Source organism: Microbacterium bandirmense, from assembly GCF_037204185.1.
Lineage (GTDB): Bacteria > Actinomycetota > Actinomycetes > Actinomycetales > Microbacteriaceae > Microbacterium > Microbacterium bandirmense.
In genome coordinates this window covers 1-15790 of the sequence record NZ_JBBDGM010000005.1, presented here as the reverse complement: position 1 = coordinate 15790, position 15790 = coordinate 1, and the positions used below count along the sequence as shown (strand labels likewise).

14 protein-coding genes are annotated in these 15790 nt (G+C 67.3%); 5 read left to right on the top strand and 9 right to left on the bottom strand.

Features of this window, described 5'->3' with window-relative positions:
- The first annotated feature begins 1 nt into the window (after nucleotide 1).
- A complete protein-coding gene (locus WDU99_RS06845) occupies nucleotides 2–1303 on the top strand; it encodes an MFS transporter (protein WP_337331702.1) in 1302 nt (433 codons plus the stop codon).
- Between the two features lie 53 nt (nucleotides 1304–1356).
- Here WDU99_RS06845 and WDU99_RS06840 read toward each other — a convergent pair whose 3' ends face one another.
- The 8 genes from WDU99_RS06840 to WDU99_RS06805 form a co-directional block, all read right to left on the bottom strand.
- On the bottom strand, nucleotides 1357–2133 hold the full coding sequence (locus tag WDU99_RS06840; RefSeq protein ID WP_337331701.1) for a class II aldolase/adducin family protein: 777 nt from the start codon (nucleotides 2131–2133) through the stop codon (nucleotides 1357–1359).
- 23 nt (nucleotides 2134–2156) lie between these two features.
- Nucleotides 2157–3611: a rhamnulokinase gene (locus tag WDU99_RS06835; protein ID WP_337331700.1), complete on the bottom strand. Its 1455-nt coding sequence runs from the start codon at nucleotides 3609–3611 to the stop codon at nucleotides 2157–2159.
- The gene (locus WDU99_RS06830; protein WP_337331699.1) at nucleotides 3587–4336 is read right to left on the bottom strand and encodes a glutamine amidotransferase; all 750 of its coding nucleotides are present in this window, start codon (nucleotides 4334–4336) and stop codon (nucleotides 3587–3589) included. The genes WDU99_RS06835 and WDU99_RS06830 overlap by 25 nt, the downstream gene beginning before the upstream one ends.
- A 13-nt stretch (nucleotides 4337–4349) precedes the next feature.
- Nucleotides 4350–4913, bottom strand: coding sequence for an RpiB/LacA/LacB family sugar-phosphate isomerase (locus WDU99_RS06825; protein ID WP_337331698.1), 564 nt, complete (start codon nucleotides 4911–4913; stop codon nucleotides 4350–4352).
- The gene (locus tag WDU99_RS06820) at nucleotides 4910–5950 is read right to left on the bottom strand and encodes an ABC transporter permease (RefSeq protein WP_337331697.1); all 1041 of its coding nucleotides are present in this window, start codon (nucleotides 5948–5950) and stop codon (nucleotides 4910–4912) included. Before WDU99_RS06820 ends, WDU99_RS06825 begins: the two co-directional genes overlap by 4 nt.
- A gap of 13 nt (nucleotides 5951–5963) precedes the next feature.
- Nucleotides 5964–6977, bottom strand: a complete 1014-nt coding sequence (locus WDU99_RS06815) for an ABC transporter permease (protein WP_337331696.1) — start codon at nucleotides 6975–6977, stop codon at nucleotides 5964–5966.
- Nucleotide 6978: 1 nt separating this feature from the next.
- Complete coding sequence (locus tag WDU99_RS06810; RefSeq protein WP_337331695.1) at nucleotides 6979–8493, bottom strand: sugar ABC transporter ATP-binding protein; 1515 nt, start codon at nucleotides 8491–8493, stop codon at nucleotides 6979–6981.
- Nucleotides 8494–8580: 87 nt separating this feature from the next.
- Nucleotides 8581–9627, bottom strand: a complete 1047-nt coding sequence (locus WDU99_RS06805; RefSeq protein WP_337331694.1) for an autoinducer 2 ABC transporter substrate-binding protein — start codon at nucleotides 9625–9627, stop codon at nucleotides 8581–8583.
- Nucleotides 9628–9828: 201 nt separating this feature from the next.
- Here WDU99_RS06805 and WDU99_RS06800 point away from each other — a divergent pair, with 201 nt between their 5' ends.
- From WDU99_RS06800 to WDU99_RS06785, 4 genes are all read left to right on the top strand, one after another.
- Nucleotides 9829–10878, top strand: a complete 1050-nt coding sequence (locus WDU99_RS06800; protein ID WP_337331693.1) for a LacI family DNA-binding transcriptional regulator — start codon at nucleotides 9829–9831, stop codon at nucleotides 10876–10878.
- A gap of 52 nt (nucleotides 10879–10930) precedes the next feature.
- Nucleotides 10931–11692: a DeoR/GlpR family DNA-binding transcription regulator gene (locus WDU99_RS06795; protein ID WP_337331692.1), complete on the top strand. Its 762-nt coding sequence runs from the start codon at nucleotides 10931–10933 to the stop codon at nucleotides 11690–11692.
- A gap of 68 nt (nucleotides 11693–11760) precedes the next feature.
- Nucleotides 11761–13797: a bifunctional aldolase/short-chain dehydrogenase gene (locus WDU99_RS06790; protein ID WP_337331691.1), complete on the top strand. Its 2037-nt coding sequence runs from the start codon at nucleotides 11761–11763 to the stop codon at nucleotides 13795–13797.
- Nucleotides 13798–13948: 151 nt separating this feature from the next.
- On the top strand, nucleotides 13949–15397 hold the full coding sequence (locus tag WDU99_RS06785; RefSeq protein WP_337331934.1) for a rhamnulokinase: 1449 nt from the start codon (nucleotides 13949–13951) through the stop codon (nucleotides 15395–15397).
- Nucleotides 15398–15426: 29 nt separating this feature from the next.
- On the opposite strand, the gene WDU99_RS06780 is transcribed toward WDU99_RS06785, so the two are convergent.
- Nucleotides 15427–15790 (bottom strand): hypothetical protein (locus WDU99_RS06780; protein ID WP_337331690.1); only part of this gene is annotated, 364 nt, incomplete at its 5' end.

Below are 15790 nucleotides of genomic sequence, written 5' to 3'. Positions count from 1 at the left end.
CATGACCACCACGACCCGCACCCGCCGTCCGCTCACGGCGTGGAAGGCCACCATCGCGGTCGCGATGTCGAACTACATCGAGGCGGGTGCGATCATCGCACTCGCCACGAGCCTGTCGCTCTGGCAGGCGGAGTTCGGATTCGACAACGCCGCCGTCGGCCTCATCGCCGCACTCAGCGCGAATGCCTTCGGCGCGGCGATCGGCGCCGCGATCGGCGGCCCGCTGTGCGACCGTCTCGGACGCAAGTTCATCTACACCTATGACCTGATCCTGTTCATGGCCGGCGCGCTGATGGTGACGTTCTCGCCGAACTTCGCCGTGCTGCTCATCGGCGTGATCATGATGGGCATCTCCGTGGGCGCCGGTGTCCCGGCATCGTGGACCTACATCGCAGAAGAGGCACCCAGCGAGCAGCGCGCCGCCCACGTCGGCACCGCTCAGCTGGCCTGGTCGATCGGGCCGGCCGTCGGCTTCCTCCTCGCCGTCATCGTCGGCCCGCTCGGCATCCTCGGCGCACGCCTGATCTTCTTCCATCTCTTCGTGATCGCCGCCGTCACCTGGTGGGTGCGCCGCGGTCTTCCCGAGTCGCGCCGCTGGAAGGAGCAGCGCGAGGCGGAGCGCGCCAGCGGGCAGAAGGTCTCCATCTTCTCGGGGCTCGGCGGACTGCTCTCGAACAAGAAGAACCTCGGCGCCCTGGCCTTCCTGCTCGGCGTCTACGGACTGTGGAACACCGTCGCCGGACAGGCGGGGATCTTCCAGCCCCGCGTGTACGACGCCGCCGGACTGCACGACGCGACCCAGCAGAACCTGCTGCAGGTGCTCGTCTGGACGCTCACCGCGGCGGCCACGTACTTCGGCTTCATGCGCTACGGCGACAAGGTGAGCCGTCGCTGGCTGTACTTCGGCGGGGCGCTGCTGGGCGTGGTCGCCTGGGTCGTGCTGATCTACGCGCCTCCCGGCCTCTTCTCGCTGCTGTTCTTCGCCGTCGCGTGGGGCATCTCGGCCGGCATCGGAGCGCAGGCGTTCTACGGTCTGTGGACCGCCGAGCTGTTCGCCACGAAGTACCGCGCGAGCGCGCAGGGCATGCTGTTCATGCTCGCCCGCGTCATGGTCGGCCTGCTGAGCCTGGTCTTCCCCGTGCTGCTCGAGTCGATCGGCCTCGGCAAGCTCGGCCTGCTCATCATCGGACTGCTGGTCGCCGCTCTGCTGATCGGCACCATCTGGGCGCCGAAGACCGAGGGCAAGACGCTCGACGAGATCGAGCGCGAGCGCTACGGCGAGCCCGTGCCTGCCAACGGTTGATCTGAGCGCATCTGAAGGAGCCCCTGCCGGCGACGCACCGGCAGGGGCTCTTCTCATGCCTGCGTGCCCGCGAGGTTTGCGCGACGCTCCCGGAAGTCCGCTCGGTCGAAGTACTCGGCCGTGGTCGCGGCGTCCAGGGCGGCGACGCCGCCGGCCAGACGTGCGCCCAGCCGCACCCGGGCACTCTTGACGGCCATCAGCGAGATGGCCTCGGCCCCCGCCGCCGAATCGGACATCGCGACGATTCCGTGGTTACCCAGCAGCACGAGCGAGGGCGTCTCTCCGTACTGCTCGACATAGCCGTCGAGATGCTCGAGGAAGACCCGCCCCAGCTTGAGCCCCGGTTCCGCATAGGGCACGAACAGGCTGCGCCCCAGGATCATGTACTCCTCGGAGTACACCGGTTCGGCGAACGCGTGCTCGGCCTCGGCGCTCGACAGCAGCGCGACCACATCGGTCGGATGGGTGTGCGCGACGTAGCGCACCGGCCCGTGCGCCCGCGCTGCGGCATGCACCAGCGACTCGATCGACGCGCGGACCACGGTCCCCTCCGCGTCCGTCGCCGTCAGTGCGGCCGTGAGATCGTCCTGCGTCGCCGCGGGATCCCGGATGATCGCGAGCAGCGGATCCACATCGGCGATGACGAAGGTCTCGGCTGAGGCCTGCTCCATCGACGATCCAGAGGCCTTCACCGCGAAGGTCCCCTCTGTGACGAGCTCACTCGTGTTGCCCTCTGCGAGGATCACGAGATCGCGCTCGGGGCGTCCGAGTCGGCGGGTCAGCGCGATCAGGTCATCGCTGACGAACTGGGGCTGAATGCGTGCGGTCATCGGTCTTCTCTCTCATACGTCGGTCATCGGGGGTCGTATCGTCGCGGCGCATGCGCACGGTGCACCAGAGCCCGCAGATCATCGAGCTCACCGTCGACGAGGCCGACCGCCCGTGCCTGCACGAGGGTGTTCCCCAGGGCCGTCGCCTCTACCGGACCCGCATATACCGCCAGGCCCGACCGGTCGGCTATCCGCTGGCACAGCAGCTCGTTCTGCGAGCCGCCGCCGACGATGTTGATCTGTGTGAGTGCCGCACCCGCCAGCCGCGCTGCGTCTCTGGTGGCGTCGGCGAACGCGGCGGCCAGAGACTCGACGATGCACCGGACCGTCTCGGCAGGACTCTGCGGCACCGCGAGCCCTCGCTCACGACACCACTCCGCGACGCGCTCGGGCATATTCCCCGGTACAGCGAACCGCGGATCATCGACGTCGACGATGCTCGTCCCGTCGGCGAGCTCGGCAGCCGCCCGGAGCAGGTCCGGCAGCTCGGCCCGGATTCCGGCGGCCGTCCAGGATCGGATGCTCTCGCTCAGCATCCACAGTCCCATCGCGTTTCGCATGAACAGGTACCGTCCGTCCACCCCGGACTCATTGGTGAAGCCCGCCCTGCGGGCCTCCTCGGTGAGCACAGGGGCGGCGCGTTCGATGCCCACCAGCCCCCACGTTCCACAGGAGATGTACGCCGCACCGTCGGTGGGCATCGGCGTCGCCACCACGGCGGATGCTGTGTCGTGCGCCCCCACGGCGAGCACGTGGACTCCCGCGCCGAGACCGACCGCCTCGGCGACGTCCGCGCGCAGCGCACCTATCCTCGTGCCCGGCGCGACGATCTGCGGCAGCAGTCCCGACGGGGCCGCCGAAGCCGCTACGAGAGCGTCGTCCCAGTTTCCCGTGCGCGCATTCATGAGCCCGGTGGTCGAGGCCATCGTGCGTTCGGCGACCCGCTCGCCGCTGAGCCAGTACGAGAACAGGTCCGGCATCAGCAGCGCCCCGTCGGCCGCCTCGAATCCGCCCTCGTCGGCGTCCACTGCGAACTGGTAGATCGTGTTGATCGGCAGGATCTGAGTGCCGGCCCGCGCGTACTGCTCGGCTGCGGGCATCCGACGCTCCACGCGCTCCACCGCCCCCGCCGTGCGCTCATCGCGGTAGTGCACAGGCGTCGACAGCATCCGTCCGCTGCGGAGGATGCCGTAATCGACGCCCCAGGTATCGGCTGCGACCGACAGCAGCGCCCCCGCGTGCCTGCCTGCGGCCGCCAATCCGTCCAGCGCACCCTGCCACAGCGAGAGCACGTTCCAATGCAGTCGGCCCGCGACGCGAACCGGCTCGTTGGCGAAGCGGGCGAACTGCTGCATCCGCAGCACATCCGCGCCGACCTCACCCACGATCACCCGACCGCTGGTCGCACCGAAATCGAGAGCGGCGACGTGGCCGGCCCGTCTCGGCACCGCGCTCACTCGATCTCTCTGCTCAGCCATCCGATGAGTCGCTGCCAGAGCGGGGTGAACCCCTCCCAGGCCAGGAACTCCGGCGGCAGCCAGTGCGGCCCCATGTCGCTGGCGAATGCGGCGACTCGACCTGCGCCCTGCTGGCCGACGACCAGCAGCGGATACCCGCCCGCCTGAACGAGCGATTCCGCATCGGCGCGCGGCGTCAGCCGATGATGGCCGAGGATCGCGGGCCATTCCGCGGCTAGCCCGCGCGTGATCGCATGATCGGCGACGACCGTGGGCACGACGCCCTGCGGGGTCTCCTCGCGATCATCGCCGACCTCCATCTCGACGGGGAGCACTCGCGCGAGCGGCGTGTTGCGGTAGTTCGCCTTCCCCTCGATCCCCTGGAACGTCAGATATCCGCCGACCATCAGCAGCGCACCACCGGCACTGGTCCAATCCGCGAGAACCTGCAGTCGATTCGGCATGCGCTCGCCCCGACTGAAGACGCTGTCGGGCAGCAGCAGCGTGTTCGCCCCGATGTCGCTCAGCACCACGACGTCGTATTCGGCGAGCGCCTCGGCATGAGCCGGGAACTTCTCGGCAGCGACATGGTTCGGCATGAAGTCGACGATGTGCCCGCCGGCTTCCGCCGCCGCGATGAAGTCCGCGGCTCCCTCGCCGTAGGACGACGTGGTGAAGGTGTCGAAACCCTTCGTGTGGATCGTGGTGGTCGCCCAGGACTCCCCCGCCAGCAGGATCTTGGCCATCTCAGCTCCGTTCTCAGAAGGCGAGGCCGCGAGGCTCGTCGCCGAGCACCGCCACGCCGGGGTCGACGATCTGGAATCCGTTGTCGCGATACGCCTCGTAATCGAAGTTCTCGCATTCGTCGAACCCGATCCGGTGGTATTCGGCGAAGCCCTGCCAGTCCTCGTAGCCGTCTCCGAAGCTGTGGTCGAGGAATGCGTCGGCCATCGCCTTTCCGAGACGGGGTGCGGTGTAGAACGCGCCCATGGCGAGCAGGTTGCAGTTGTTCGCGGTGGTGGCGCGAAGCGCCGACGGCACCGACTCGCAGACCGCGGCGTGCACGTGCGGCACCTTGCTCGCCGCGACATGGATGCCCATGCCCGAGCCGCAGAACGCGAGCGCCTTCTCGTACTGGCGCTCCGCGATCTGCGCCCCGAGCATGAAGCCCACGCGATGGTACATCGGGGCGTCCTCCTGGCTCGGCGTCAGGTCGTGGACCGTCCATCCGCGCTCCTGCAGGTGCTCCTTCACGGCTTCTTTGAGCGGGTAGCCCGCGAAGTCAGCGCCGACGACGACGTGACGATCCTTGGTCAGCTTCATGATGTTCTCCCTTTCCAGCGGAGTAGTCGAGTGAGGTTGCCGCGTCTGTCCCACTGGTTCACGACGATGACCAGCAGCAGCACCCCGCCCCAGATGAGCGGGCGGTAGAAGTTGCTGATGTTCGGGAAGGTGTTCAGCAGCGACGACAGCAGCTGCAGCACGATGACCGCGAGCACCACCCCGGACAGGCGTCCGGAGCCGCCGTAGGGGTTCACGCCGCCGAGGACGACGATCAGCACCGCCAGCAGCGTGTAGGTCGACCCGTAGTCGGCCTTCGCGGAGTTGTAGTTGGCGAGCATGACGAGTCCGGCGAGCGACGCGTAGATGCCCGAGATCATGTAGGTGCGGATGATGAGACTCGTCGTCTTCAGCCCGCTGAACTGCGCCGCCGTCTCGTTCGAGCCGAGCATGTAGAGCTTCGTCCCGAACGCCGTCTTGTACATGATCAGGCCGATGACGACGGTCGCCAGGATGAAGATGATCACCGGCATCGGGATGCCCGCGATGCGACTCGCCATGACCTGGGCGTACTCCGGAGGAAGACCGCTCGTGGGTTTGCCACCGCTGACGATGACGGCGATGCCGGTGAACAGCTCGAATGTTCCCAGCGTGACCAGGATCGCCGGTATGCGCACCTTGGCGACCAGGATGCCGTTCAGGATGCCGGCGGCGGCGCCCACCACGAGAGAGAAGAGGATCGCCGCGATCAGCGCCAGCTGTCCGCTGCCGGGATCGGAGCCCGTCGGCGCGATCTGCAGCATGAGCAGGGCGCTTCCGATCGCGGTCATGTTGGCGATGCCGACGACCGACAGGTCGATCCCGCCGATGATCATGGTCACCATCACTCCCAGAGCCATCAGGCCGAACTCCGGGAACTGGATCGCCATCGACTGCCAGGTGGCTGCGCCGAAGAAGTTCTTCGGCTTCACGATCGCGAAGAAGATGAGCAGCAGCACGAGGATCGCGCCCAGTCTCACGACATGCTGATCCCGCAGGAAGCGCATCCCAGGACGCTGTGTCTGTGTCGTCTCGAACATCGTCCGGTCCTTTCTAGACCAGCGCCGCGCTGCGTCGGCGGGCACGTCTGGTGAGCTGTATGGCCGAGATGCCGGTTCCGACGATGATGAGCACGCCGAGCGCGAACCCCTGCCAGAACGTGGGCACTCCGACGAGGATCATGCTGTTCTGCACGATGACGATCAGCAGCGTTCCGAGCATCGCGCCGGTCAGTGTGCCGGTGCCGCCGGTGATCGCGGTACCTCCGAGCACGACGGCCGCGATGACCATCAGCTCCATCCCGAGCAGGTTGGTGGGATGCATCTGCCCCATGCCGCTGGTTCGGATCAGTCCGGCGATCGCCGAGATCACCCCGACCGCGACGTACAGCCAGAACTTCGTGCGGCGCACATTGAATCCGGCCCGCGATGCAGCGCTCTCGTCGCCGCCGATCGCGTAGATGCCCCGCCCGAAGGTGGTGTGTTTCAGCACCACGAAGGCGATGGCCACGACCACCACGAGCAGCAGGAACGACACCGGCATGCTGGAGGTCAGCCCGGATTTCGGATTCGATGCGACGAACAGCGAGCTGCGTCCGAACTCCGCCATCGCCGGTGGGATGTTCGGAATCTGCACGGATCCCAGCGCGCCCTGCATGATGCCGGAGAACACGCTGGCGGTGCCCAGCGTGATGATCAGGACCGGGACCGCGTATCGAGCTGCGAAGAAGCCGTTGAACGCGCCGAGGACGGCGCCGAACGCCATGGCGAGCAGGAACGGCAGCCAGATCCCGCCCTCCCATCCGGCGTCCACGAGCAGGCGCGTCGTGGCGTAGACCGCGAGGGAGGCGAGAGCGGGAAAGGACACGTCGATGCCACCTGAGACGAGCACCATGAACGCGCCGACCGCGAAGATGCCCGGCACCACCATGGCGTTGGCGAGATCGACGAGGTTGTTCGCGGTGAAGAACTGGCCGCTGCGTGCCTGGATGATCAGGCTGAGCGCGACGATGACGAGCAGAACGTAGAACTCGTTGGCTCTGACGACCCTGTGAAGGTACGAACGCATCTCAGTCCTCCTCCTTTCCTGTGGTCGTGTCCTCGGACATGAGCGCTGCCAATTCGGCCTCGCCGGTCGTCTCGGGGTCTATCTCGCTGATGATGCGTCCGGCGTTCATGACGAGCACGCGGTTGCAGTTCTGCAGCACCTCGGGGATGTCATCCGAGATGATGATCACTCCGAGCCCCTCGGCGGCGAGCTCGCGCAGCGCCCGATGGATGTCGTGCTTCGACCCGATGTCGACGCCCACGGTCGGCCCGTTGAGGATGAGCACGCGCGGGTTGGTGGCGAGCCACTTGGCGAGCACGATGCGCTGCTGGTTTCCCCCCGAGAGCGTGTTGACCGCGTTCTCGGGGTCGGGTGTCGCGATGCGCAGTCGCTCCACCCACCGCTTCGCCTCGGCATCCGCCTTCTTCTGATCCAGAGCACCCAGCCCTGAGACGAACGAATCGATCTCCGAGATGATGATGTTCGAGCTGATCGAGCGCTCCAGGAACAGCCCCTCGGTGAGGCGGTCTTCGGGTACGTATCCGATGCGGTGCGCGATCGCATCACGCACGGTCTTCAGCTTCACCGGCGCACCCTCGATCCGCATCTCGCCTGCGTCTGTCTTGAGTGCGCCGAACAGCGACAGCGCGAGTTCCGTGCGCCCTGAGCCCAGCAGCCCGGTGATGCCGAGGATCTCCCCCGCACGCAGCGAGAGGTCGACGTCAGCGAACGCGCCGTGCGCCGAGAGCGCATCGACCTCGAGCACGGGCCGGGACGATTCCAGGTCCGGGGTGAACCTGGCGTCGTCGAACTCGCGACCGGTCATGTAGAAGGAGAACGTCTTGTGGTCCAGCTCTTCGGGCAGGCAGGTGATGACGTGCTTGCCGTTGCGGATGATGGTGAACTTCTCGCTGATCTCGAAGACCTCCTCCAGCTTGTGGCTGACGAAGAGCGTGGCGATCCCGCGGGACTTCAGGTCGAGGATGATCGCGAAGAGCGCGTTGACTTCGCGTTTGGTCAGCGCGGTGGTCGGCTCGTCCATGATGATGAGTCGCGCGTCGCTCATGAGGGCGCGGGCGATCGCGATCAGCTGCTTCTGCGCGACCGACAGAGTGCCGACGATCGCGTCCAGGTCGATGTCCACGTTGATCTTCGCCAGCGCCTCTGCGGCGATCTTTCGCATCCGCCGCCAGCTCACGAACGCACGGCGCTCGGAGAGTTCGGCCGGCAGCGCGAGGTTCTCCATGACCGTGAGATTCGGGAACACCGAGAAGTCCTGGTAGATCACCTGCACGCCGTGCGCGATGGCGATGCGCGGATTGAGCTTCGTGAAGGGCTCACCGCCGAGTTCGACGACTCCGGAGTCCGGCGCATGCACGCCGGAGATGATCTTGATCAGCGTCGATTTTCCGCTGCCGTTCTCACCTGCCAGGCAGTGGATCTCGCCGGGGGCGATCTCCAATGAGATGTCGTCGAGCGCCTGCACACCGGCGAACGCCTTGCTGACGCCGCGTACTGCGATGACGTTCTGCACCATCGGTGCGTCCTTTCATACGGGGTTCCGCGAATGGCACGAGGGATGCCGGGGCGGAGGCTGTCCGCCCCGGCGACACGTCCGCTCGGCTCAGAAACCGAAGCTGTCGACGTTGTCCTTGTCGATGACGATCCAGCCGTCTCCCTCGAGGACCTTGTCGCTGCCCTCGGCGAACTTCATGTTCTCGTAGCCCTTGATCCCGAGGTCGACGCCGTCGGCGATCTCCTCACCGTCGAGGATCTTGGTGGCGAGCGCGGCCATCGCGTATCCGGCGTCCGCCGGGTCCCACAGGGTGAGGCTCTTCACCAGCCCCTGGTCGAGGATGCCCTTGTTCGCGGCCGGCATGCCGGTTCCGGTGACGAAGACCTTGCCGGTCAGACCGAGTTCCTCGATCGCACGGGCAACGCCCGGCGCGTCGAACGACGAGGTCCCGACGATGCCCTTGATCTCGGGGTACTTCTTCAGCACCTCCTTGGCGACCTGGTAGGCCACCTCGCCGTCATCCTGGGATTCCACCCGCGGTTCTGCGGCCAGAAGCGTCATGTTCGGGTAGTCGGCTTCGGCCTTCGCGACGGCGCCGTCGGCCCATTCATTGTGCGAGGCGTTGGTGACGTGCCCGACCATGGTCGTGTAGACACCCTCCTCATCCATGGCCTCGGCGAGGTTGTCCATGATGAACCCGCCGTAATCGCTGTTGTTGAACGCCTCGATGTCGTACATCGTGTTCTCCTGGCTGGCGCCCTCATGCGTGACGACGACGATGCCTGCGTCCATCGCCTGCTTGAGCACAGTCTCCAGCGCCCCCGGGTCGACCGGCACGACGCCGATGGCGTCGACTCCCTGCGCGATCAGGTCCTGGATGACCTGCGCCTGCATGGTGGCGTCGGTCTCGGCGGGCCCCTTCTGGTACACCTCCATGCCGCTGTCGGCGGCGTACGTCTTGACGCCCTCCTCCATGCGCACGAACCAGGGATTCGTGGAGTCCTTGGGGACGATGGCGATGGTGTAATCACCGTCGCCCTTCGCGCCGTCGGCGCCTGGCTGGGCGGTTTCGCCTCCGGGCGTGCACGCTGCGAGTCCCAGCGTCAGCACTGCGGCCAGACCGACTGCGAGGCCGGTAAAGCGTCGTTGCTTCATGTTCTTCTCCTTGATGCGACATCGGATCGAGATAGGGGCGACGCCGGGTAGGGATTCCCGCGTCGTCGCGTGGTATAAACAGTTTTGAAGCGCTTCATTTTCTGAAGCGCTTCAAAAGTACATGGTCGCAGTCGTTCCCGCAAGAGAGCACCGCGAGCGGCCGTAAAGTGAGCAGCAGTGTCTTCGAGAAGGGGGCGAACCATGCCGAGCAAGACGCCAGCTCCGAACGGTCCCGTGCGATTGCGCGACGTGGCCGAACTGGCGGGCGTCGCGACCGGGACGGTCTCGAACACCATCAACCACCCCGAGCGAGTGCATCCTCGCACCCGCAAGGTCGTCGAGGACGCCATCCGCACGCTGGGCTTTGTGCCCAACCAGCAGGCGCGCGTGCTGACCGGCGCGGCCAGCAGCGTCATCGGACTCGTGGTGCTCGACGTCGAGAGCCCGTTCTACATGGAGACTGCCCACGCTCTCGAGCGAGCGGTACGCGAATCGGATCACGTCGTGATGCTCTGCAATTCCGAGGGCGACCTCGAGCGCGAGTCGGCTCTGCTGACCATGCTCGCCGCCCAGCGCGTACGCGGCGCGCTCCTGGCCCCTGCCACCCCTGACCCCAATTCCGACCGGTACGTCCACCTGCCCGGAGACCTCCCCGTCGTCCTGCTCGACTTCGACGGCGGAGACCAGCACTGCTCGGTCACCGTCGACAACTTCAGCGGCGGCGCCCTCGCCGTGCGACATCTGCTCGAGCTCGGGCATCGGAGGATCGCCTTCCTCGGAGGCTCCCCCGATCTGCGCCAGTTCGCCCAGCGCGCCGCAGGCGCCCGTCACGCCATGACCGAGCTCGGCCTCGACCCGGACGAGCATCTGACCGAGATCAGCGTCTCGGGTATCGGGATCCGCGACGGGCAGCGCGCAGCCGAGCTCCTGCTGGAGGCCGGAACCCCGGATGCCATCTTCTGCGGCAACGACATGCTCGCCTTCGGCGCGTACCGAGCCCTGGCGGGAGCAGGCCTCTCCGTGCCGGACGACATTGCTCTCGTCGGCTACGACGACATCGAATTCGCCCGAGACTGGGTGGTCCCCATGACATCCATCCGACAGCCGATCGATGAGCTCGGGCAGATCGCGGCGCGGCTGCTGCTCGAGCACTCTGCAGGCGATCCCGCCCACACACACCGCCGCGTCGTGCTCGAGCCCGAACTCGTCGTGCGGCGCTCCAGCGACAGACGGATCGACCTGCGCCGCTGATCGCGAGATATCCTGTGCGAAGTCACAAGATCGATCACCTGAAAGGCACGCGATGGCGACGAACAGCACCATCCGCGGCGAAGAGCGCCGCACCTCGATCCTCGCCGCCGTGAACCGCGAGGGTGCGGCGCAGATCGACGCGCTGGCCGCAGAACTCGGCGTGTCGGAGATGACCGTGCGACGAGATCTCGACGATCTCGAGGCCGAGGGCCTGCTGCGGAGGGTGCGCGGCGGAGCGCTGTCTGTCGACGGGCCTCGCCCTTTCCGTGAGCGCCGCACGGTGCGAACCCGGGCAAAGCAGATGATCGCCGCGAAGGCCGCAGACCTGCTGCCGTCGAGTGGCGCGATCGCATTGGACGCCTCGAGCACGGTGGCGGCACTCGCTCCCAGCCTGAACGCACACTCGAACCTGATGATCGCCACCAACTCGTGGGAGAACTTCAGCGTGCTGCGCACAGGCCAGGGGCTCACCCCGGTGCTCGTCGGCGGAGAGCTCGAGGCGGAGACGGGGAGCTTCGTGGGCAAGCTGGCCTGCGAGGCCGCCGAGTCGATGCTGTACCAGCGCTTCTTCACCTCTGCGAGCGCCGTGGACGCGACGCACGGCAGCTCAGAGATCTCGCTTGCGGAGAGCCAGGTGAAGCGCTGCTTCGCCCGCAACAGCCGGCAGATCATCCTCTGCGTCGACTCCTCGAAGCTGGATGCCATGGCGGCCTCTGTGACGTTCACACTGTCCGAGGTCCATTTGATGATCACCGAGCTCGACCCCTCCGATCATCGACTCGACCCCTACCGCGAGTCCGTCGACATCCGCTGACACTTGCATGACTCGTTACTTCTTGTCACAATTAACATGAAGTAACAACATCTTCGAGCGGAGCTCCCATGGCAAACCCCACCACCGCCTCCCTCATCGCGCGTTCGAACCGTCTCGGCGCAGACCCGAAGAACACCAACTACGCGGGCGGCAACACCTCGGCCAAGGGCACCGAGACCGACCCGGTCACCGGTCAGCCGGTCGAGCTGCTGTGGGTGAAGGGCTCCGGCGGCGACCTGGGCACGCTGAAGGAGCAGGGCCTGGCCGTGCTGCGGCTCGACCGCATGCGCGCGCTGGTCGATGTCTACCCCGGCATCGAGCGCGAAGACGAGATGGTCGCCGCGTTCGACTACTGCCTGCACGGCAAGGGCGGAGCGGCTCCCTCGATCGACACCGCCATGCACGGGCTCGTGGATGCCGCGCACGTCGACCACCTGCACCCTGACAGCGGCATCGCGATCGCGACGGCGGCCGACGGCGAGCAGCTGACGGCGAAGATCTTCGGCGACAAGGTCGTCTGGGTGCCGTGGCGCCGCCCCGGCTTCCAGCTGGGTCTCGACATCGCCGAGATCAAGAAGCAGAACCCGGATGCCATCGGCTGCATCCTGGGCGGCCACGGCATCACCGCGTGGGGAGACACGTCGGATGCTGCCGAGGCGAACTCCCTGTGGATCATCGACACCGCGGCGGCCTACATCGCCGAGCACGGGAAGGCCGAGCCGTTCGGCGGCGTCCGCACCGGCTTCGAGGCACTCCCCGACGCCGAGCGTCGTGAGCGCGCGGCAGCCCTCGCTCCGACGATCCGCGGCATCGCGTCGCACGACAAGCCGATGGTCGGGCACTTCACCGACGCCGACGTGGTGACCGGCTTCCTGGCATCCGAGAAGGCGCCCGCCCTCGCCGCGCTCGGCACGAGCTGCCCCGACCACTTCCTGCGCACCAAGGTCAAGCCGCTGATCCTCGATCTGCCGGCCACCGCGTCGCTCGACGAGCAGATCGCGCGTCTGCACGAGCTGCACGCCGAGTACCGCGCCGACTACCAGGCGTACTACGACGCTCATGCTTCGACAGACTCCCCCGCGATCCGCGGTGCCGATCCGCTGATCGTGCTGATCCCCGGCGTCGGGATGTTCTCGTACGGCGCGAACAAGCAGACCGCCCGCGTCGCCGGCGAGTTCTACGTCAACGCGATCAACGTCATGCGCGGCGCCGAGGCGCTCTCGACCTACTCCCCCATCTCGGATGCTGAGAAGTTCCGCATCGAGTACTGGGCGCTCGAAGAGGCGAAGCTGCAGCGGATGCCGAAGCCGAAGACCCATCAGGGCCGCATCGCCTTCGTGACCGGCGCGGCGTCGGGCATCGGCAAGGCGATCGCCACCCGTCTCGCGGCCGAGGGCGCGTGCGTCGTCGTCGCCGACCTCGACCTCGAGAAGGCCCAGGCCGCCGCCGCCGAGCTGGGCGGTGCCGACGTCGCCATCGGCGTCGCCGCGAACGTGGCGGATGCTGACGCCGTGCAGGCCGCGCTGAACGAGGCCGTGCTGGCCTTCGGAGGCGTCGACCTGATCGTCAACAACGCCGGCCTGTCGCTGTCGAAGCCGCTGCTGGAGACCACCGAGCAGGACTGGGATCTGCAGCACGACGTCATGGCGAAGGGCTCGTTCCTCGTCTCGAAGGCGGCCGCGAAGGTGCTCATCGAGCAGAAGCTCGGCGGCGACGTGATCTACATCTCGTCGAAGAACTCGGTCTTCGCCGGCCCGAACAACATCGCTTACTCGGCGACCAAGGCCGACCAGGCGCACCAGGTGCGGCTGCTGGCCGTGGAGCTCGGCGAGCACGGCATCCGCGTCAACGGCATCAACCCCGACGGCGTCGTGCGCGGCTCGGGCATCTTCGCCTCGGGCTGGGGCGCCAATCGCGCCGCGACCTACGGCGTCGCCGAAGAGGACCTGGGCCAGTTCTACGCCAACCGCACCATCCTCAAGCGCGAGGTCGTGCCCGAGAACGTCGCGGATGCCGTGTACGTGCTCACCGGCCCCGAGCTCAGCCGCACGACCGGACTGCACATCCCCGTCGACTCCGGCGTGGCCGCCGCGTTCCTGCGATGAGCGCGTACGGTTGCCCTCCCTTCCGTCGACAGCACGGGATCTCGCCGACCGCGCGGGACGTTCACGCGAGTAGCGCGTGCACTCGGCAGCATCCGGTGCACTCGGCGATCGGATGCCGGGAATGACCGCGCTCGGCGATCGGATGCCTGCGATGAGCGCCCGCGCCGTGGTGGCGGTCGATCTCGGAGCGACCAGCGGGCGGGTGGTGATCGGGCGGATCACCGCCGACGCGGTGGAGCTCGAACTCGTCTCGCGCTTCCCGAACGGCCCCGTCGAACGCGAAGACGGGCTGCACTGGGACTTCGGCGCGCTGTACGCGAGCATCGTCGACGGGCTGGCCGAGGCGGTGCGGCGCGAGCCGGCCATCGAGAGCATCGGCATCGACTCGTGGGCGGTCGACTACGGCCTGCTGCGCGACGGGCAACTGCTCGGCGAGCCGTTCCACTACCGCGACGAGCGCACCGAGCGCGGCGTCGCCGAGGTGCACGACATCGTTCCGTTCGCACAGCTGTATCAGCGCAACGGCCTGCAGTTCCTGCCGTTCAACACGCTGTACCAGTACCGTGTCGACGCCCGCACGGCCGAGGCGGAGGCTGCTCTGCTGATCCCCGATCTGGTGGCCTGGCTGCTCACCGGACGGCAGGTCGCCGAGCGCACCAACGCCTCGACCACCGGGCTGCTCGACGTGCGCTCCGCCCAGTGGGATCTCGAACTCGCAGAGCAACTCGGCATCCCCCATCGGATCCTGCCCGAGCTGGTCAGCCCCGGCGAGACGATCGGACACTTGCGACCCGAGATCGCCGCACGCATCGGCGCCGATCTACCGGTGATCGCCGTCGGGTCGCACGACACCGCTTCGGCCGTGGTGGCCGCGCCCCTCGTCTCCGCGAACGCCGCCTACATCTCGTGCGGCACGTGGGGGCTGGTCGGTCTCGAACTCGAGGCGCCGGTGCTTTTGGATGCTGCACGCGCGGCGAACTTCACCAACGAGCTCGGCGTCGACGGTCGCATCCGCTTTCTGCACAACGTCACCGGCCTCTGGCTGCTCAGTGAGAGCATCCGGGCCTGGGAGGACGAGGACGGCAGCCCGATCGACCTTCCCGCCCTGCTCGCCGAGGCGGGCGCGGTCGAATCCGGCGCGGCGGGCGACACCGGTGCCGCAGGCGCCGCAGATGTCACAGTGCCGCTGTTCGACGCGAACGATCCGGCCCTGAGCGCACCCGGCGACATGCCCGCCCGCATCGCTGCGCTGCTGCAGGCGTCCGGTCACGAGGTTCCAGTGGGGCGCCCCGCGTTCGTCCGAACCATCGTCGAATCGATCGCCGCCGCCTTCGCCGAGGCGGTGCGCACCGCAGCAGAGCTGGCAGACCGCTCGGTGGACAGCATCCATATCGTCGGCGGCGGATCGCTGAACCGGCTGCTCTGCCAGGCGACCGCCGACCGCTCCGGACTCCCCGTGCTGGCCGGCCCCGTCGAGGCGACAGCGCTCGGCAACGTGCTGGTTCAGGCGCGCGCGCTGGGCGCCGCGCCGACAACGCTGGAAGAGCTGCGCGGCCTCGTCGCCCGCACGCACGAGCCGGTGCGGTACGACCCGCGCTGAGGACTTCTGTCAGCGCGCGGTGCGACAGGTCAGATCGACTCGCCGAAGTCCCGACGGAACAGCGTCGTCACATCGCGCTCGAGGTGGTCGAATCGCGCTTCCAACCGACCTACGCGGCTGTCGAGACCGTCAAGGCGCTTGTCGACACCGTCAAGGCGCTTGTCTATCCCGTCGAATCGTCTGTCAACAGCGTCGAATCTGACCCCGACTGCTTCGAAGCCCAGCCGCATCTCGGTCCGCAAGCCTGTGGCCATGTTCTTCATCATCGCCACCACCAGCGTGACGATGATGCCGAGCGACCCGGCGAACACACCGATCAGCGTCCACACCTGCGGCTCGTTCATGGTCAGCATCCCTTCATTGTCCCCGACGAAACCCACCTTGTCACGGGAC